General features: G+C 74.8%; 18 protein-coding genes. 6 read left to right on the top strand and 12 right to left on the bottom strand.

Annotation, left to right across the window (positions count from 1 at the left end; translation table 11 throughout):
* The first annotated feature begins 35 nt into the window (after positions 1-35).
* From ACFWJB_RS25625 to ACFWJB_RS25645, 5 genes are read left to right on the top strand one after another with little or no spacing between them, the layout of a single operon-like run.
* Positions 36-1,142, top strand: coding sequence for an ADP-ribosylglycohydrolase family protein (locus ACFWJB_RS25625; protein ID WP_386925130.1), 1,107 nt, complete (start codon positions 36-38; stop codon positions 1,140-1,142).
* The gene (locus tag ACFWJB_RS25630) at positions 1,139-2,314 is read left to right on the top strand and encodes an ADP-ribosylglycohydrolase family protein (RefSeq protein ID WP_385462025.1); all 1,176 of its coding nucleotides are present in this window, start codon (positions 1,139-1,141) and stop codon (positions 2,312-2,314) included. Before ACFWJB_RS25625 ends, ACFWJB_RS25630 begins: the two co-directional genes overlap by 4 nt.
* On the top strand, positions 2,302-3,684 hold the full coding sequence (locus ACFWJB_RS25635; protein WP_386925101.1) for an ADP-ribosylglycohydrolase family protein: 1,383 nt from the start codon (positions 2,302-2,304) through the stop codon (positions 3,682-3,684). The genes ACFWJB_RS25630 and ACFWJB_RS25635 overlap by 13 nt, the downstream gene beginning before the upstream one ends.
* The gene (locus ACFWJB_RS25640) at positions 3,666-4,892 is read left to right on the top strand and encodes a CaiB/BaiF CoA transferase family protein (RefSeq protein ID WP_385462019.1); all 1,227 of its coding nucleotides are present in this window, start codon (positions 3,666-3,668) and stop codon (positions 4,890-4,892) included. Before ACFWJB_RS25635 ends, ACFWJB_RS25640 begins: the two co-directional genes overlap by 19 nt.
* Entirely contained in the window at positions 4,889-5,713 is an 825-nt protein-coding gene (locus ACFWJB_RS25645) for an HpcH/HpaI aldolase/citrate lyase family protein (protein ID WP_386925104.1), read from the top strand. Before ACFWJB_RS25640 ends, ACFWJB_RS25645 begins: the two co-directional genes overlap by 4 nt.
* A gap of 57 nt (positions 5,714-5,770) precedes the next feature.
* On the opposite strand, the gene lgt is transcribed toward ACFWJB_RS25645, so the two are convergent.
* The 11 genes from lgt to hisI form a co-directional block, all read right to left on the bottom strand.
* Complete coding sequence (gene lgt, locus ACFWJB_RS25650) at positions 5,771-6,835, bottom strand: prolipoprotein diacylglyceryl transferase (RefSeq protein WP_386925106.1); 1,065 nt, start codon at positions 6,833-6,835, stop codon at positions 5,771-5,773.
* A gap of 85 nt (positions 6,836-6,920) precedes the next feature.
* A complete protein-coding gene (locus ACFWJB_RS25655) occupies positions 6,921-7,694 on the bottom strand; it encodes a DsbA family protein (RefSeq protein ID WP_385462010.1) in 774 nt (257 codons plus the stop codon).
* Between the two features lie 87 nt (positions 7,695-7,781).
* Entirely contained in the window at positions 7,782-8,597 is an 816-nt protein-coding gene (gene trpA / locus ACFWJB_RS25660; RefSeq protein ID WP_386925109.1) for a tryptophan synthase subunit alpha, read from the bottom strand.
* A complete protein-coding gene (trpB, locus tag ACFWJB_RS25665; protein WP_386925111.1) occupies positions 8,594-9,880 on the bottom strand; it encodes a tryptophan synthase subunit beta in 1,287 nt (428 codons plus the stop codon). Before trpB ends, trpA begins: the two co-directional genes overlap by 4 nt.
* A 106-nt stretch (positions 9,881-9,986) precedes the next feature.
* Positions 9,987-10,160 (bottom strand): tryptophan biosynthesis modulator TrpM, encoded by a 174-nt coding sequence (trpM, locus tag ACFWJB_RS25670; RefSeq protein WP_385467688.1) that lies wholly within the window; start codon positions 10,158-10,160, stop codon positions 9,987-9,989.
* 21 nt (positions 10,161-10,181) lie between these two features.
* Positions 10,182-10,991: an indole-3-glycerol phosphate synthase TrpC gene (trpC, locus tag ACFWJB_RS25675; protein WP_385467691.1), complete on the bottom strand. Its 810-nt coding sequence runs from the start codon at positions 10,989-10,991 to the stop codon at positions 10,182-10,184.
* Positions 10,992-11,108: 117 nt separating this feature from the next.
* Entirely contained in the window at positions 11,109-11,570 is a 462-nt protein-coding gene (locus ACFWJB_RS25680; RefSeq protein ID WP_385467764.1) for a DUF2752 domain-containing protein, read from the bottom strand.
* Positions 11,571-11,663: 93 nt separating this feature from the next.
* Complete coding sequence (locus ACFWJB_RS25685) at positions 11,664-11,909, bottom strand: HGxxPAAW family protein (protein WP_385467694.1); 246 nt, start codon at positions 11,907-11,909, stop codon at positions 11,664-11,666.
* 197 nt (positions 11,910-12,106) lie between these two features.
* Entirely contained in the window at positions 12,107-12,748 is a 642-nt protein-coding gene (locus ACFWJB_RS25690; protein ID WP_385467697.1) for a TIGR02234 family membrane protein, read from the bottom strand.
* A gap of 62 nt (positions 12,749-12,810) precedes the next feature.
* The gene (locus ACFWJB_RS25695) at positions 12,811-14,301 is read right to left on the bottom strand and encodes an anthranilate synthase component I (RefSeq protein WP_385467766.1); all 1,491 of its coding nucleotides are present in this window, start codon (positions 14,299-14,301) and stop codon (positions 12,811-12,813) included.
* Between the two features lie 20 nt (positions 14,302-14,321).
* A complete protein-coding gene (gene hisI / locus ACFWJB_RS25700; protein WP_385467700.1) occupies positions 14,322-14,723 on the bottom strand; it encodes a phosphoribosyl-AMP cyclohydrolase in 402 nt (133 codons plus the stop codon).
* 81 nt (positions 14,724-14,804) lie between these two features.
* On the opposite strand from hisI, the gene ACFWJB_RS25705 reads away from it, so the two are divergent.
* Positions 14,805-15,440, top strand: a complete 636-nt coding sequence (locus ACFWJB_RS25705; RefSeq protein WP_385467703.1) for a TIGR03085 family metal-binding protein — start codon at positions 14,805-14,807, stop codon at positions 15,438-15,440.
* An 11-nt stretch (positions 15,441-15,451) separates the two neighbouring features.
* Here ACFWJB_RS25705 and ACFWJB_RS25710 read toward each other — a convergent pair whose 3' ends face one another.
* Positions 15,452-16,705: an MFS transporter gene (locus ACFWJB_RS25710; protein WP_385467706.1), complete on the bottom strand. Its 1,254-nt coding sequence runs from the start codon at positions 16,703-16,705 to the stop codon at positions 15,452-15,454.
* Positions 16,706-16,742: the final 37 nt, after the last annotated feature.

The raw sequence follows: 16,742 nt of genomic DNA on the forward strand, positions 1-16,742 counted from the left end.
CCTCGCCCGGGAAGGCGCCCCGGCGGGTCGAGGGGCTGCTGCTCGGCCTCGCCGCCGGGGACGCGGCCGGCTGGCCCGCCGCCCGGCACCGGGCCGCCCGGATGCCCGAGTGGACCCGCCGTCTCACCCGCGAGCTGGACACCTTCGCCGAGCAGAACGCGACGACCACCCTCCCCGTCCCCATCGCCCTGAACCAGCCCCCGGAGCCTCTGCGCCTCGGCCCGTCGGACGACGCCGAGTGGGCGGCGTTCGCCGCGGAGGCCCTGCTGCGCGCCGGGGACGACAGCGCGCTCGGCGACCTCAGCCGGGAGCGCCGGACGCGCGCCGCGATCGACCTCACCTGGAACGCCGTCGCCAGCGAGGTCGCCGCGGCGGCGGACCGCGCCCCCGAGATCGAGTCGGCCGTACTGCCCCTGCGCGCCCGCATCTCGGTACGGGCCGGGCTCGGCAACCTCGCCACCGGCCTGCGCCCGCCCGCCACCGGTCACGACAACCCGCACTACTTCGACGACGCCGCCTGCGTCCGGGCCTGCGTCCTGGCCGTCGCCCACCCCGGCGCCCCGCGGCTCGCCGCCGACCTCGCCGAGTTCGACGCCCGCTACACCCAGGACGGCGACGGCGTGCACGGTGCCCGGGCCATGGCCGCGGCACTGGCGTGCGCCCTCGGCGGCAGCGACGTGGAGGCCTGTGTGGCCGCCGCGCTCGCCGAGCTCCCCGAGGAGACCGAGATCGGCCGCAACACCCGGCAGGCCCTCGCCCTCACGGCCGAGGCCGACGGCGCCTTCGCCCTGGTCCCCCTGCTGGAGCACCAGATCGTCGACCACGTCTACAGCTACGGCGTCGCCGCCGCCGAGACCGTCCCGGTCGCCCTCGCCCTGGCCCGGGCCGCCCGGGGCCGGATCGCCGAGGCGGTACCGGCGGCGGCCTGCCTGTCCCGCGTCGCGGACTCCGCCCCGGCGCTGGCGGGCGCCCTCACCGGCGCCCTCGGCGGCGGCGCGTCCGTCCCCGCTCCCTGGCGCGACGCCTGCCGCACGCTCCCCGGCTGCGTTCTGCCCCGGCTCACCGGCACGGACCTGGTGGAACTCGCCGGGCTCCTGCACGCCGCGCAACCGCCCCGACCCGAAGGAGGACGCACACCATGACGGCCCGCACATCGGAGAACGGCACGGCGAGCCTGGAGGAGCGCGTCACCGGCGCCCTCGTCGGCGCGGCCGTCGGCGACGCGCTCGGCGGCCCGGTCGAGGGCTACTCCCCCGAGCAGATCCTCGAGCGCCACGGCGGCCGGATCCACGGCGTCGTCGGCCCCTGGAACGGCGACGCCTGGCGCACCGCCCGCCCCGTCGCCCCGTACCACAAGGGCGACGGCCACGTCACCGACGACACCCTGATGACCCACGCGCTGGTCCGGGTCTACGCCGGCGTCCGCGACCACCTCGACGCGTACGCCGTCGCCGAGCACCTGGTCCCGGACCTGATGACGGTGCCCCGCTGGATCCCGGAACTGGAGGCGGAGGCCCTCCCGCTCCAGCGGATCTTCCTCGCCGAGAAGTGGCTGGTGGCGAGGATCCACTACGGCCACGCGGACCCGCGCGAGGCCGGCACCGGCAACATCGTCAACTGCGGCGCGGCGATGTACATGGCCCCGGTGGGCCTGGTCAACGCGGCCGGCCCGGCGGCCGCCTACGCCGAGGCGCTGGACGTCGCGGGCGCGCACCAGTCGTCGTACGGCCGTGAGGCGGCCGGCGTCTTCGCGGCGGCGGTCGCGGCGGCCTGCGCTCCCGGCGCGACGCCGGACTCGGTGCTGTCGGCGTGCCTGTCCCTGGCGAAGGACGGCACGCGGGCGGCGATCGAGGCGGTCGCCGAGGCGGCCTCGCGGCACTCGGACTACGAGTCGGCTCTCGCGCCGCTGCGGGAGGCGGTGGCGCCGTACGACACGGTCGGCCCGGACTACCGCGCTCCCGGTCTCGGCGCCCGCCGTCCGTCCCGGCTGCACTCGATCGAGGAACTCCCCGTCGCCCTCGGCATGCTGCTGGTGTCCGGCGGCGACTACCGCCACGCGGTCCTCGGCGCGGTCAACTACGGCCGCGACTGCGACTCCATCGCCACGATGGCGGGCGCGCTGGCCGGGGCACTGGGCTCGCCCGTCCCTGAGGACTGGGCCAAGACGGTCGCGGAGGCGAGCCGCCTGGACCTGTGGCAGCCGGCGGCGACACTCACCGAGGTGGCCCGGGAGGTCTTCGAGCGGGACGTCGCGCGACGCCGCGCCCACGAACGGGCGTTCGCCGCGATCGGAGGCGCGGGATGCTCCGACTGACCTGGGTCCAGCCGGAGGACCTGATCGGCCACGAACTGCGCCAGGCCGCGCTGGACGGCCGCGACGCGTCGGCGGTCGCCGCCCGGTGGCGCTCGGCGGGCGGCTGCGACGCGCCGTCCCGGGCGGGCGCGTCCCCCCAGCCGGCCTCCCCCGGCGTACGCCTGCTGGCCGAGGAGCTGCTGGACGAACTGGCCGCCCTGCCGAACCCGTCGGCGGAGCGGGAACCGACGGACCTGGAGGCCATCAGGGCCCGGTGCCCGGACTGGCCGGCGCCACGCACCGCCACTCCCCCGGCCGTGTCCGCCGGACGGCTGGAGGCCGCCTGGCTGGGCCGGGCCGCCGGCTGCCTCCTCGGCAAGCCCGTCGAGAAGCTCCCCCTGACCGGCATCCGCCGCCTCGCCCGGGCCACCGGGAACTGGCCCCTGACGTCGTACTTCACGGCCCGGGGCGTGCCCCCGGAGCTCGCCGCCGACCACCCCTGGAACCGCCGCTCCGCGTCCACCTCCCTCGCCGAGAACATCGACGGCATGCCGGAGGACGACGACCTCGACTACCCCCTCCTCAATCTCCTGCTCCTCCAGCGCCACGGCCGGGCCTTCACCACCGCCGACGTCGCCCGCGTCTGGCTCGACGAACTCCCCGCCGGCCGCGCCTTCACCGCCGAACGGGTCGCCTACCGCAATCTGCTCACCGGTCTCGAGCCCCCGCTCACGGCAAGCCACCGCAACCCCTTCCGCGAGTGGATCGGCGCCCTGATCCGCGCCGACGTGCACGGCTGGACCAATCCCGGCGACCCGGCCGCCGCCGCCGAGCAGGCGCATCGCGACGCGACGCTCACCCACACCGCGAGCGGTGTCCACGCGGCGATGTTCGCGGCGGCGGTCCTCGCCGAGGCCGGCACCGGGACCCGCGACGTCCACGCCTGCCTGCGCACCGGCCTCACGGTCGTCCCGTCCGGCTCACGCCTCGCCGAGGCGGTGCGGCACGCCGTCCGGCTCGCGCGGACGCACGACGACTTCGACACGGTCGTGGACGCGCTCCACGCCACCCACTCCCCCGCCCACCACTGGGTCCACGCCGTCCCCAACACCGCCCTGATCGCCGCCGCCCTCGCCCACGCGGACGGCGACTTCCACGGCTCGGTCTGCCGGGCCGTGTCGGGAGGCTGGGACACCGACTCCAACGGGGCCACCGCGGGCAGCGTCGCCGGCCTGCTCGCCGGTTCCCCGGCCGCCCTGCCCGAGCAGTGGACCGCCCCGCTGAAGAACCGTCTGGCCACCTCGGTCGGCGGCTTCGACGGCATCGGCTTCGACACCCTCGCCCACCTCACCCACACGGAGGCCACCCGCTCATGCCCCGGCCCGTCGTGACTCCCCCCGCGCCCCTGCCCGTACCGGCCCCCCTGGCCGGCCTGCGCGTCCTCGATCTCGCCACCCTCTTCGCGGGTCCCCTCGCCGCCACCATGCTCGGCGACTTCGGCGCCGAGGTCGTCAAGGTCGAGCACCCGACCCGCCCCGACCCCTCCCGCGGCCACGGACCGTCCAAGGACGGCATCGGCCTGTGGTGGAAACTGCTGGGCCGCAACAAGCGCACGATCACCCTCGACCTGTCGAAGCCCGCCGGCCGGACCACCCTGCTGCGTCTCGCCGCGACCGCGGACGTCGTCGTCGAGAACTTCCGCCCGGGCACCCTGGAGAAGTGGGACCTGGGCTGGGACGAACTGTCCGCGGTCAACCCGCGCCTGGTCCTCACCCGGGTCACCGGCTTCGGCCAGTTCGGCCCGTACGCGCGCCGCCCCGGGTTCGGCACGCTCGCCGAGGCCATGAGCGGCTTCGCCGCGATGACCGGCGAGCCGGACGCGCCGCCGACGCTGCCGCCGTTCGGGCTGGCGGACTCGATCGCCGCGCTGGCGACGGCGTACGCCGTGATGACGGCCCTGTCCGCCCGCGACCTCACCGGCGAGGGCCAGGTGGTGGACATGGCGATCATCGAGCCCATCCTGACCGTGCTGGGCCCGCAGCCGATCTGGTACGACCAGCTCGGCCACGTCCAGCCGCGCACCGGCAACCGCTCCCAGAACAACGCCCCGCGCAACACCTACCGGACCGCCGACGGCACCTGGGTCGCCGTCTCCACCTCCGCCCAGTCGGTCGCCGAGCGCGTGATGTGCCTGGTGGGCCGCCCGGAGCTGGTCGACGAGCCGTGGTTCGCGACGGGCGCCGACCGGGCCCGGCACGCCGACGTGCTGGACGCGGCGGTCGGCGACTGGATCGCCCGGCACACCCGTGCCGACGTGATCGCCGCCTTCGAGAAGGCGGAGGCGGCCGTCGCCCCGGTCCAGGACGTGCGGGACGTGATGACCGACCCGCAGTACCAGGCCCTCGACACGGTCACCACGGTCGACGATCCCGAGCTGGGGCCGCTGCGCATGCAGAACGTGCTGTTCCGGCTCTCCGCCACCCCCGGAGCGATCCGCTGGGCCGGCCGGCCGCACGGCGCGGACACCGAGGAGGTGCTGACCGAACTGGGTCTGACCCCGGCGGACGTGAAGGAGCTGCGCGAGGCGGGGGTCGTATGACGCCCCCCGCGCTGACCTGGCTGTACGCCCCCGGGGACCGGCCCCGGGTGGTCGCCAAGGCCCTCGCCGCCGGGGCCGACGTGGTCGTGATCGACCTGGAGGACGCGGTCGCCCCGGACCGCAAGGAGTACGCCCGCGCCTGCACCGCCGAGCTGCTCACCGAACCGCAGCCGGTGCCGGTGCACGTGCGGGTGAACGCCCTGGCCGGGCCGCTGGGCGCGGCGGACCTGGCGGCGGTGGCCGCGCTGCCGGGGCTGTCCGGGCTGCGCCTGCCCAAGGTGACGTCCCCCGGGCAGGTCGCCGCCGTCGCCGAGGCGACCGGCGGGCCGCCCCTGTACGCGCTGCTGGAGACGGCCCTGGGCGTGGAGCGGGCCTACGCGATCGCCGCGGCCCACCCGGCGCTGCGCGGCATCGCCCTCGGCGAGGCGGACCTCCGAGCCGACCTGGGCGTACGGGGTGACGCGGGCCTGGACTGGTCGCGTGCGCGGGTGGTGGTGGCCGCACGGGCGGCGGGGCTGGCGCCGCCGTCGCAGACGGTGCATCCGGACACCCGGGACCTGGAGGGCCTGGCCGCGTCCTGCGCCCACGGCCGCGCCCTGGGTTTCCTGGGCCGCGCCGCCATCCATCCCCGTCAGCTGCCGATCATCGAGCGGGCGTATCTGCCCACCGAGCGGGAGCTGGAGGAGGCGGAGACGATCGTCAAGGCGGCCACCGCGCAGCCGGGTGCCCAGGCGCTGCCGGACGGCCGGTTCATCGACGCGGCGGTGGTGGCGACGGCCCGGCGCACCCTGTCCCTGGCCCGGCGGCCCGTCCTGGCCTGACACACGGCGAGGGCGCCCGGATCGCTCCGGGCGCCCTCGCTGACGTACGGCGGGCGGTCAGCCCTTCCGGGCCGGGTCGGCCCCGTCCTTCACGTCCTTCGCGGTGCCGGCCCCGGCGTCCTCGTCACGCGGGCTGTCCTCGGCGCTCTCGGCCCTCCCGGGAGCCTCGGCGTCCTTCGCGGCCCCGGTGTCCTTGGGGGGCACGGAGTCCTTCGCGGCCCCGGTCTCAGGGGTGGCGGCGTCCTTGGAGGACTTGGCGTCCGTGTCCGCCTCCGCGTCGTCCCCGGCGTCCTTGCCGGAGCCCTCCGCGGCCGGCTCCACCACGGCCTCCCGGCCCGGCCGCATCCGCGCCGAGACCACCATGTAGACGACCGCCAGCAGGAACACGAAGAGCGCGGTCCAGTTGTTCAGCCGCAGGCCCAGGATGTGGTGGGCGTCGTCGACGCGCATGTACTCGATCCAGAAGCGGCCCGCGCAGTACGCGGCGACGTACAGCGCGAACGCCCGCCCGTGCCCGAGCTTGAAGCGGCGGTCGGCCCAGATGACGAGCAGGGCGACGCCGATGCACCACAGCGACTCGTACAGGAACGTCGGGTGGTACGTGCCCGGCACCCGCCCGTCGGCCGACGACGTGATCTTCAGCGCCCAGGGCAGGTCGGTGGCCCTGCCGTAGAGCTCCTGGTTGAACCAGTTGCCCCAGCGGCCGAGGGCCTGGGCGAGGGCGATGCCGGGGGCGACGGCGTCGGCGTACGCGGGCATCGGGATGCCCCGGCGCCGGGCTCCGATCCAGGCGCCGAGCGCGCCCAGCGCGATCGCGCCCCAGATGCCGAGGCCGCCCTCCCAGATCTTGAAGGCGTCCACCCAGTCACGGCCGTCGCTGAAGTACAGCTCGTAGTCCGTGATCACGTGGTAGAGCCGGCCGCCGATCAGGCCGAACGGAACGGCCCAGACCGCGATGTCGGCCACCGTGCCGGCCCGCCCGCCGCGGGCGATCCAGCGCTTGTTGCCGAGCCAGACGGCAACGAAGACGCCGATGATGATGCAGAACGCATAGCCGCGCAGCGGGATGGGACCGAGGTGCAGCACCCCGCGCGACGGGCTGGGAATGAAGGCAAGTTCCATGGCAGGGTCGACGCTACCGTGTGGGACGGGGGGTGCGGCGGGCAGCCCGGCTACGGGTCCGTAACGGGCGGGGGTCCGACCGGGCCTACTTGTCGGCCTCCTGCACGAGCTGCTTCAGCTTCGCCGGGGTCATCGACTCCTCCTTGTAGATGTTCCTGCCGTTCAGCAGCACGGTCGGCGTGCCGCTGAAGCCGGCCTTCAGGAAGGCCTTGTTCGACTTGTCGACCCAGCCGTCGTGCGTGCCGTCCTTCACGCACTTCTGGAAGGCGGGGGTGTCCAGGCCGTCCACCTTGCCGGCCAGCCCGATCAGCTTGCCGTTGCCGGCGAAGGCGTCGTCGGTCTCCTCGGGCTGGTTGTCGTACAGCACGTCGTGGTAGGCCGGGAACCTGCCGGCGTCCTGGGCGCAGGCGGCGGCGTTGGCCGCCTTGCGGGAGCCGCTGCCCCCCATGTTGCCGTCGATGATCGTCGCCAGGTGGTACTCGACCTTGAGCTGCCCGGTCTTGGTCAGCTCGTGGATCGTGTCGCGGTACGTCAGCTCGAAGGCCTTGCAGGCCGGGCAGCGGAAGTCCTCCCAGACGGTGAGCGTCGACCCGGCGCTCTCCTTGCCGACGGGGATGGCGAGGCTGTCCTTGCCCTGCGCGCCCGAGGGCGCCACGACCGGGCCCGCCGACTCGCTGCCGTCGTCCTTGCCGGCGTTCGCGGCGATCACGCCGATCACCGCGGCCAGGCCCATGACGCAGACCACGGACGCGCCCACGATCAGCGCGCGCCGGCGCTTGTCCCTGGACCTCTGCTTCTCGCGCTGGGCCGCCAGCTTCTCTCGGGCGGTGCGCTTTCCGTCTCGGTTCTTCTCGCTCACACCCCGCAGAACGAACCGGGGAGGCGCACAGCGCCTCCCCGGTCCCAGGTCCACCCGTACGAGGGACCCCCTGTCATGTGCTTGCCGTCACGCCTGCCGGCGCACGCCCTTCGCCAGGTCGGCGGCGAGCGTGCGGACGCCCTCCAGGCCGGCCGCGTCGTCGGGGGCGTCCAGCATCCGCTTGACGAAGGCGGAGCCGACGATCACACCGTCGGCGAAGCCGGCCACCTCGGCGGCCTGCGCCGCGTTGGAGACGCCGAGTCCGACGCAGACCGGGGTGTCGGTGGTGGCGCGGGTGCGCCGCACCAGGTCCTCGGCCTGCGCGCCGACCGACTCGCGGGTGCCGGTGACGCCCATGAGGGAGGCGGCGTAGACGAAGCCGCTGCCGGCCGCGGTGATCTCGGCGAGCCGCGCGTCCTTGCTGCTCGGCGCGACCACGAAGACCGTGGCGAGACCGTGCTTGTGGGCGTGCTCCCGCCACAGCGCCGACTCCTGCACGGGCAGGTCGGGCAGGATGCACCCGGCGCCGCCCGCGTCGGCGAGCTCGGCGGTGAAGCGCTCGACGCCGTAGCGGTCGATGGGGTTCCAGTACGTCATGACGAGGATCGGCTTGCCGGTGGCCTCGTGCGCCTCGCGGACCGTGCGCATCACGTCGGCGATCCGCACGCCGCCGCGCAGGGCGATGTCGTCGGCGGTCTGGATGACCGGGCCGTCGAGGACGGGGTCGCTGTGCGGCAGGCCCACCTCGACGACGTCGGCGCCGCCGTCGAGCGCCGCCTTGACCGCCTCGATGCCGCCGTCCACGGAGGGGAACCCGGCCGGGAGGTAGGCGATCAGGGCGGCGCGGCCCTCGGCCTTCGCCGCGGCGAGGGTGTCGTTCAGAAGCTGCACGTTCCCGCTCACTTGGCGTCCCCCTCGATCTCGGCGGTGGTGCCGGCCTCGTCGGCGGCGACCTCGGCGTCGGTGTCGTACAGCCCGAAGTAGCGGGCGGCGGTGTCCATGTCCTTGTCGCCGCGGCCGGACAGGTTGACCACGATCAGCCCGTCCGGGCCCAGCTCCCTGCCGACCTCCAGGGCGCCGGCCAGCGCGTGGGCGCTCTCGATGGCCGGGATGATGCCCTCGGTGCGCGACAGCAGGCGCAGGGCCTGCATGGCGGCGTCGTCGGTGACCGCGCGGTACTCGCCGCGGCCGGAGTCCTTGAGGTGGGCGTGCTCGGGTCCGATGCCCGGGTAGTCGAGGCCGGCCGAGATGGAGTACGGCTCGGTGATCTGGCCCTCGTCGTCCTGGAGGACGTAGGACCGGGAGCCGTGCAGGATGCCGGGCTCGCCCGCGGTCAGGGTGGCCGCGTGCTCGCCGGTCTCGACGCCGTGCCCGGCGGGCTCGCAGCCGATCAGGCGGACGTCGGTGTCCGGGATGAAGGCGTGGAAGAGGCCGATGGCGTTGGAGCCGCCGCCGACGCAGGCGATGGCGGCGTCGGGGAGGCGTCCGGCCTGCTCGAGGAGCTGGCGGCGGGCCTCGACGCCGATGACGCGGTGGAAGTCGCGCACCATCGCCGGGAAGGGGTGCGGGCCGGCGACGGTGCCGAACAGGTAGTGGGTGCGGTCGACGTTGGCGACCCAGTCCCGGAAGGCCTCGTTGATGGCGTCCTTCAGGGTGCGGCTGCCGGACTTCACGGCGATGACCTCGGCGCCGAGCATCCGCATCCGGGCGACGTTGAGCGCCTGGCGCTGCGTGTCGATCTCGCCCATGTAGATGGTGCAGTCCAGGCCGAACAGCGCGCAGGCCGTGGCCGTCGCCACGCCGTGCTGGCCGGCGCCGGTCTCGGCGATCACGCGGGTCTTGCCCATGCGCTTGGTGAGCAGGGCCTGGCCGAGCACGTTGTTGATCTTGTGTGAGCCGGTGTGGTTCAGGTCCTCGCGCTTGAGGAAGACGCGGGCTCCGCCGGCGTGCTCGGCGAAGCGGGGGACCTCGGTGAGGGACGAGGGACGGCCGGTGTAGTGGACGAGCAGGTCGTCGAGCTCGCGGGCGAACTCGGGGTCCGACTTGGCCTTGTCGTACTCGACGGCGACCTCGTCCACGGCGGCGACGAGGGCCTCCGGGATGAACTTGCCGCCGAACGCGCCGAAGTAGCCCTCGGCGTTCGGGATCCGGCCCTCGGGGTCGGGGATGAAGAAGTTGCTGGGCATGCGTGAACCTCACGGTGAGTGTCCGGTGTGACCAATCGCCGTGGGGGCGAGGACTCGTTGTCGGCTGCCGGCCGTCGTGGGCCGGTCGCGCAGTTTCCCCGCGCCCCTATGGGGCGCGTTGCCATCGACGGCCGTTGACCTGGCCGGGCTCGTCTCCGATCACGTACCGCACCCGGCGCCCGTGCACCCGGCGTGCGGGCGCGCGACAGCCTCGGGGCCGGCAGCCGCGCGCGAGGCGGGCGTACGGGTCCCGGGGGGCCGGGGCGAGGGTGAGCGTCATCGGGGTCAGCCTACCGGCGGGTCAGCCGCGGCCGTGTCGCAGTGCCGGGTGCTCGCCCGCGGCCACCAGGTCGGAGACGGCGGTCCTGGGGTCGCGGCCGGTGACCAGGGACTCGCCGACCAGGACCGCGTCCGCGCCCTCGTTGGCGTAGGCGATGAGGTCGTGCGGGCCGCGGACGCCGGATTCGGCGACCTTGACGATGTGCGCGGGGATCTCGGGGGCGACCCGTTCGAACGTGCCGCGGTCGACCTCGAGCGTCTTCAGGTTGCGCGCGTTGACACCGATGATCTTTGCGCCGGCGTCCACCGCCCGCTCGACCTCGTCCTCGTCGTGCACCTCGACGAGCGGGCTGAGTCCGATGGACTCGGCGCGCTCGATCAGCGACTCCAGGGCCGGCTGGTCGAGGGCCGCGACGATCAGCAGTACGAGGTCGGCGCCGTGCGCCCGGGCCTCCCACAGCTGGTACGACGTGACGATGAAGTCCTTGCGCAGCACGGGAATGTCCACGCGCGCGCGGACGGAGTCCAGGTCGGCCAGCGAGCCGCCGAAGCGGCGCTGTTCGGTGAGGACGGAGATGACGGCCGCGCCGCCCGCCTCGTAGTCCGCGGCGAGTCCGGCCGGGTCGGCGATGGCGGCCAGCGCGCCCTTGGACGGGCTGGAGCGCTTGACCTCGCAGATGACCTTGACGCCGTCGCCCCGCAGGGCGCTGACGCCGTCCTTGGCGGGGCGGGCCTTGGCCGCGCGCTCCTTGAGCTCGTCGAGGCCGACGCGCGCCTGCCGTTCCGCGAGGTCGGCACGGACTCCGTCGATGATCTCGTCGAGCACACTCACGCGAGCGGCCCCCTTTCAGACGGCGAAACGTGTGGTCACTGCGATGGTATCCGGAGGAGCGCGCAGGCCCCGCATCCGGTGGACGGCGGTCTTGCCACCTGGACGTTCCCCCGGCGGTCAGGGGTGGAGCCAGCCGCCGAACGGCAGGTTGCGGACCACGGTGAAGACCAGCAGCAACGTGCCCAGCGTCCACAGGTGCGCCGGGCCCAGGTCGATCCGGACGGGCCGGCCGCGCGCCGCGCGCACCACCCAGACGGTCCACAGCACGGCGAAGGCCGCGTAGCCGAGGACGGCCGGGGCGTTGGCGTGCAGCGCGGTCAGGACGTCACCGTGGACGAACGCGTGGGCGCTGCGCAGGCCGCCGCAGCCGGGGCAGTAGACGCCGGTGAAGCGCAGCAGCGGGCAGGTGGGGTAGTGGCCGGGTTCGTTGGGGTCGACGCTCCCCACGTAGGCGAAGGCGCCGGCGACGGCCGCCAGGACCCCGGCCGGTACGGCCACGCGGGCCGCGGCGGCCGCCCCGCCGGGGCGGGGCAGGGTGCTGCTCGGCGTCGGTCTCGGGCTCTCGTCCACGCCCCGCATTCTGCCCGGCACGGCCCCCGCGCGCACGTGAGGGGCGGCCCCGGCACCGAGTGCCGGTCCACCCCTCAGGGAGTACTGCGCGACCGCGGCGGGTCAGCCCTTGGCGCCGGCCGGCTCGCGGCTGACCTGGTGCACCGGGTGGTCCTCCTTCGGCTGGCCGAGGCCCATCGCGCGCATGATGAAGCCCACGACGCCGCCGAGGAGCACGACCGCGATGCCGGCCCAGAAGCCCGCCGGCTGGGCCGCCACCATGAACACGCCCGCGATGCAGAAACCGATGAAGGTGATGATGACACCCGCCCAGGCGGCCGGGGTGTGACCGTGGCTGCTGCCCGCCATTGCTTGCTCCTCGTTGCTGTGTACGTGTCTGAGCAGGACGCTCGCGCCCATTGTCCCGCACGGGTGCGCGCGTCGTGACCGGGGGTGGCCCTCCACGCGCGCGTGGCGGTGACCGGACGCCCCGGAGGTGCGTGGCGGGTGTACGGGTGCCCCTCGGCGCACGGCCGAACCGCGCCGTCGCGCCGGGTGCGCGCGGGTCAGGCGCCGGTCGGGTCCTCGCCCCGGTCCAGGGCCTTCCACAGGTCCTCGGGACGGTCGGGGTCCACTGCCTTGGCCGTGCGGCGCGGACGCGGGGTGCCGTCGCGTTCGTAGCGCCCGGACATGGCGGGCCACAGCCGGCCGTAGCGCAGGGCCAGCAGCCCGGCCAGCAGGAGCAGGACGCCGCCGGCAGCGGCGACGTAGGGCCAGGCGGTGTGGGAGAGGGCGTCCACGGTGGCCGACGTGTCGCCGGCGGCCTCGGCGGCCCTGTCGTCCAGGGCGGAGCCGTCGGAGGCACCGGCCAGGGCCGCGGCGACGGTTCCCGCGCCGCTCAGCGCGAGCAGGGCGGCGACGGCGAACCGGCCGGCGCGGCGGACGGCGAAGACGGCGACGAGCGCGGCGAGGCCCACTATCGCGAGCGCCGCGGGGACGCCCGTGACGTCGCTGCCCTTGGCGGTCAGGGGGAACGCGCCGCCGGCCACGGTCGCGGTGCCCTCCGCCCACTCCTGCCGGGTGGCGAGCAGGACGACGGCCGCGCCGAGCGCGCCGCACAGCAGGGCGGCGGCGAGGCTCCGGCGGCCGGCCCGGGCGGGTCCTGCGGCGGGGGTACGGGGGTGAGGAACAGCTGTCACGTACTCCACTATCGCCCGAACCCCGGGCGATACGTCACCCGGGGTTCGGAATGCGGGGCGTGAGAATGGCCCTATTGCCCGAGCCGGTTGGCCGTGTGCACGGCCCGCAGCACCGCCGCCGCCTTGTTGCGGCACTCGGTGTCCTCGGCGACCGGGTCGGAGTCGGCGACGATTCCGGCGCCCGCCTGCACGTAGGCCGTGCCGTCGCGCAGCAGGGCCGTGCGGATGGCGATGGCTGTGTCGGAGTCGCCCGCGAAGTCGAGGTAGCCGACGCAGCCTCCGTACAGGCCGCGGCGCGACGGTTCGAGTTCGTCGATGATCTGCAGGGCGCGCGGCTTCGGGGCGCCGGAGAGGGTGCCGGCCGGGAAGCACGCCGTGAGGACGTCGAAGGCGGTGCGGTCGGGGGCGACCCGTCCGGTGACCGTCGAGACGATGTGCATGACGTGCGAGTAGCGCTCGACGGACATGAAGTCGACCACCTCGACCGACCCGGGTTCGCAGACGCGCCCCAGGTCGTTGCGCCCGAGATCGACGAGCATGAGGTGCTCGGCGCGCTCCTTGGGGTCGGCGAGCAGCTCGTCGGCGAGGGCCTGGTCCTCCTGCGGGGTGGCGCCGCGGGGCCGGGTGCCGGCGATGGGGTGGACCATGGCCCGCCCGTCCTCGACCTTGACCAGCGCCTCGGGGGACGAGCCGACGACGTCGAAGCCGTCGAGGCGCAGCAGGTACATGTAGGGGGACGGGTTGGTGGCCCGCAGCACCCGGTACACGTCCAGGGCGCTCGCCGTGCACGGCGTCTCGAACCGCTGCGAGGGGACGACCTGGAAGGCCTCGCCCGCGCGGATGCGCTCCTTGATGTCCTCGACGGCGTCCTGGAAGTCGGGGCCGCCCCACTGCGCGGTGTACTCGGGCAGCTCGGAGGGCGGCAGCGCGGCCGGGGGCTGGGCCACCGCGCGCGTGAGGTCGGCCTGCATGGCGTCCAGGCGGGCGACCGCGTCGGCGTAGGCCTCGTCGACGCCCGTCTCGAGGTCGTTGTGGTTGATCGCGTTGGCGATCAGCAGGACCGAGCCCTCCCAGTGGTCCATGACCGCGAGGTCGCTGGTGAGCAGCATGGTCAGCTCGGGGAGCCGCAGGTCGTCGCGCTCCCCCGGGCCGACCTTCTCCAGCCGGCGCACGACGTCGTAGCCGAGGTAGCCGACCATGCCGCCGGTGAACGGCGGCAGGCCCAGGTCGTGGGCAAGGTCTCGGGGAGTGTGCAGGGCCTCGACGGTGGCGCGCAGGGCGGCGAGCGGGTCGCCGCCGGTGGGGACGCCGACGGGCGGGGTGCCCTGCCAGTGGGCCTCGCCGTCCCGCTCGGTGAGGGTGGCGGCACTGCGGACGCCGACGAAGGAGTACCGCGACCAGGACCGTCCGTTCTCCGCGGACTCCAGCAGGAACGTGCCGGGGCGCTCGGCGGCGAGCTTGCGGTACAGGGCGACCGGGGTGTCGCCGTCGGCGAGGAGCTTGCGGCAGACCGGGACGACCCGGCGGTCGGCGGCCAGCTTGCGGAAGGTGTCGAGGTCCATGACGTCCATGGCGGCGAACCCTACTGACCCGTGCCGGCCGCGTCGGCACCCGCGCCGTCCGCGAGCAGCACGTCGGCGTCGAAGCAGGTGCGGGTTCCGGTGTGGCAGGCGGCGCCGACCTGGTCGACCTTGACCAGGACGGTGTCGGCGTCGCAGTCGAGGGCGACGGACTTGACCCACTGGAAGTGCCCGGAGGTGTCGCCCTTCACCCAGTACTCCCCGCGGCTGCGCGACCAGTAGGTGCAGCGGCCCGTGGTCAGCGTGCGGTGCAGTGCCTCGTCGTCCATCCAGCCGAGCATCAGCACCTCCCCGGTGTCGTACTGCTGGGCGATGGCGGGCAGGAGGCCGTCGGAGCTGCGCTTGAGGCGCGCGGCGATCTCCGGGGCGAGCGGGCTGGGGCGCCGGGAGGAGCTGCTGGTCATGACGCCATTGTGCCGCGCACGGGTGACACGCCCCGGCGCCGTCCACTGGGCGGACCCGGCCGGCGGCCGTAGGCTGACTCCATGTCGACATTCGCCAAGCGTGAACGGCTCCTGCTGGCCGACCTGTTGGAGACGGCGGGTCCGGACGCCCCCACCCTCTGCGACGGCTGGCGGACCCGGGACCTCGCCGCGCACGTCGTGGTCCGCGAGCGCCGTCCGGACGCCGCCGGCGGCACCCTGATCAAACAGCTGGCGTCCCGTCTGGACCGGGTGATGGAGGAGTACGGCGCGAAGCCGTACGAGGAGCTGATCCAGCTGATCCGCACCGGGCCTCCCCGGTTCTCGCCCTTCCAGCTCAAGCAGGTCGACGAGGCCGCGAACACGGTGGAGTTCTACGTCCACACCGAGGACGTCCGCCGCGCCCAGCCGGACTGGTCGCCTCGCGAGCTGGATCCGGTCTTCCAGGACGCCCTGTGGTCCCGGCTGGAGCGCACCGCCCGGCTGGTGGGCCGGGGCATCCCGACGGGGCTGGTGCTGCGCCGCCCCAACGGCCAGACGACGGTCGCGCACCGGGGCACGCCGGTGGTGACGGCGACGGGCGAGCCGTCCGAGCTGCTGCTGTTCGCGTACGGCCGGCAGAGCGCGGCGAAGGTGGAGCTGGAGGGCGAGAAGGACGCGATCGTACGGCTGGGCGAGACGAAGCAGCTCGGGATCTGAGCGCCCGGCCGTCACGCGGGGAGTTCGGCGCGCCGCAGGGCCGGCGCGCCGAGGGCGACCAGCCCGCCGAGGCCGCACACCACGGCGCTGACCGAGAAGACCGGGCCGGTGCCCCAGACGCCGATGGCGGCCGCGGTCACCGGCATGCTCAGCGGCGCCACCCCCAGGCTGACGATGCCGGCGACGGCGGTGACCCGGCCCAGGTAGGCGGGCTCCGACTGGGTCTGCAGCAGCGCCCCGCACACGGCGCCGCTGAGTCCCGTGAGGAGTCCGACGAGCACCGCCGTGCCGACGGCCCCGGCGAGGGCGGGCACGTGGGCCAGGACGGCGATCGCGCCGGCGCCGGGGACGATGGTGCCGGCGGCGACCAGTCCGGCGTACGGCACGCGTCCGCGGACGGTCAGCAGCAGGGCGGCCGCCCCGGCCCCGGTGCCGAACCCGGCGAGGACCCAGCCCATCCCGGAGGCGCCCCAGCCCCGCTCGTCCGCGAGCAGGGTGAGGCCCACGTTGAGGGGGCCGACGAAGCCGAGGTCGCCGAGGGCGATGGCCACCATCAGCGGGGCGAGGACACGGTGGCGGCGGATGTAGCGCAGTCCGGCCCGCAGGTCCCGCCAGGCGGTGGTGTCCGGGGCGGCGTCCGTGGTGCCGTCGGAGGGCAGTTCCCGCATCCGTACGGACACCAGGAGCGGCAGCGACGCGGCGATGAGCAGCCCGGCCAGCGCGAAGGCGGCGGCCGATCCGCCGACGGCGACGCCGAGCCCGCCCAGCGGGGCGCCCACGACGGCCGCGAAGCGGACCGCCAGCCCGCGCATGCCCTGGACGCGGGCGAGCTGGTCCCTGGCGGTGATCCGGGCGGGCAGCGCGCCGACGGCGGGCATGAACACGGCGTCGACGGTACCGAAGACGAGGGCGAGCAGCGCCAGCAGCCACAGGCCGGGGTCGGTCGCGAAGAGCACGGCGGCGACCGCCAGGACGGTGACGCACCGTACGGCGTCGCTGCCGATGACGACCCGGCGGGGGCCTAGCCGGTCGGCGACCACGCCGCCGCCGAGCATGAGCAGCGCCCGGGGGACCGCGCTCACGGCGGTGACGACGCCTGCCTGGGCGGGGGTGCCGTTCTGGACGGCGGCCCAGGACAGCGCCAGGAAGAAGACGGTGTCGCCGAGCATGGAGGCGGTGTAGGCGGCGATCCAGCGCAGGACGTTGCGGTCGCGGTGGGCCGGGACGGGAGCGGCGGCGGCCTGCGGTGTCAGCGTGTTCGCCACGGACGTGGGTCCTCTCGGAGGTGGTCCTCTCGGACAC

This window comes from Streptomyces sp. NPDC127100 (assembly GCF_042724095.1).
Classification (GTDB): domain Bacteria; phylum Actinomycetota; class Actinomycetes; order Streptomycetales; family Streptomycetaceae; genus Streptomyces.

What these genes read in the sequence shown, in the direction of transcription:
- ACFWJB_RS25630 (WP_385462025.1), top strand. Translation starts at nt 1,139, where the DNA reads ATGACGGCCCGCACATCGGAGAACGGCACGGCGAGCCTGGAGGAGCGC.
- ACFWJB_RS25635 (WP_386925101.1), top strand. Translation starts at nt 2,302, where the DNA reads ATGCTCCGACTGACCTGGGTCCAGCCGGAGGACCTGATCGGCCACGAA.
- ACFWJB_RS25640 (WP_385462019.1), top strand. Translation starts at nt 3,666, where the DNA reads ATGCCCCGGCCCGTCGTGACTCCCCCCGCGCCCCTGCCCGTACCGGCC.
- ACFWJB_RS25645 (WP_386925104.1), top strand. Translation starts at nt 4,889, where the DNA reads ATGACGCCCCCCGCGCTGACCTGGCTGTACGCCCCCGGGGACCGGCCC.
- lgt (WP_386925106.1), bottom strand. Translation starts at nt 6,835, where the DNA reads ATGGAACTTGCCTTCATTCCCAGCCCGTCGCGCGGGGTGCTGCACCTC.
- trpB (WP_386925111.1), bottom strand. Translation starts at nt 9,880, where the DNA reads ATGCCCAGCAACTTCTTCATCCCCGACCCCGAGGGCCGGATCCCGAAC.
- trpM (WP_385467688.1), bottom strand. Translation starts at nt 10,160, where the DNA reads ATGACGCTCACCCTCGCCCCGGCCCCCCGGGACCCGTACGCCCGCCTC.
- ACFWJB_RS25680 (WP_385467764.1), bottom strand. Translation starts at nt 11,570, where the DNA reads ATGCGGGGCGTGGACGAGAGCCCGAGACCGACGCCGAGCAGCACCCTG.
- ACFWJB_RS25685 (WP_385467694.1), bottom strand. Translation starts at nt 11,909, where the DNA reads ATGGCGGGCAGCAGCCACGGTCACACCCCGGCCGCCTGGGCGGGTGTC.
- ACFWJB_RS25695 (WP_385467766.1), bottom strand. Translation starts at nt 14,301, where the DNA reads ATGGACCTCGACACCTTCCGCAAGCTGGCCGCCGACCGCCGGGTCGTC.
- hisI (WP_385467700.1), bottom strand. Translation starts at nt 14,723, where the DNA reads ATGACCAGCAGCTCCTCCCGGCGCCCCAGCCCGCTCGCCCCGGAGATC.
- ACFWJB_RS25705 (WP_385467703.1), top strand. Translation starts at nt 14,805, where the DNA reads ATGTCGACATTCGCCAAGCGTGAACGGCTCCTGCTGGCCGACCTGTTG.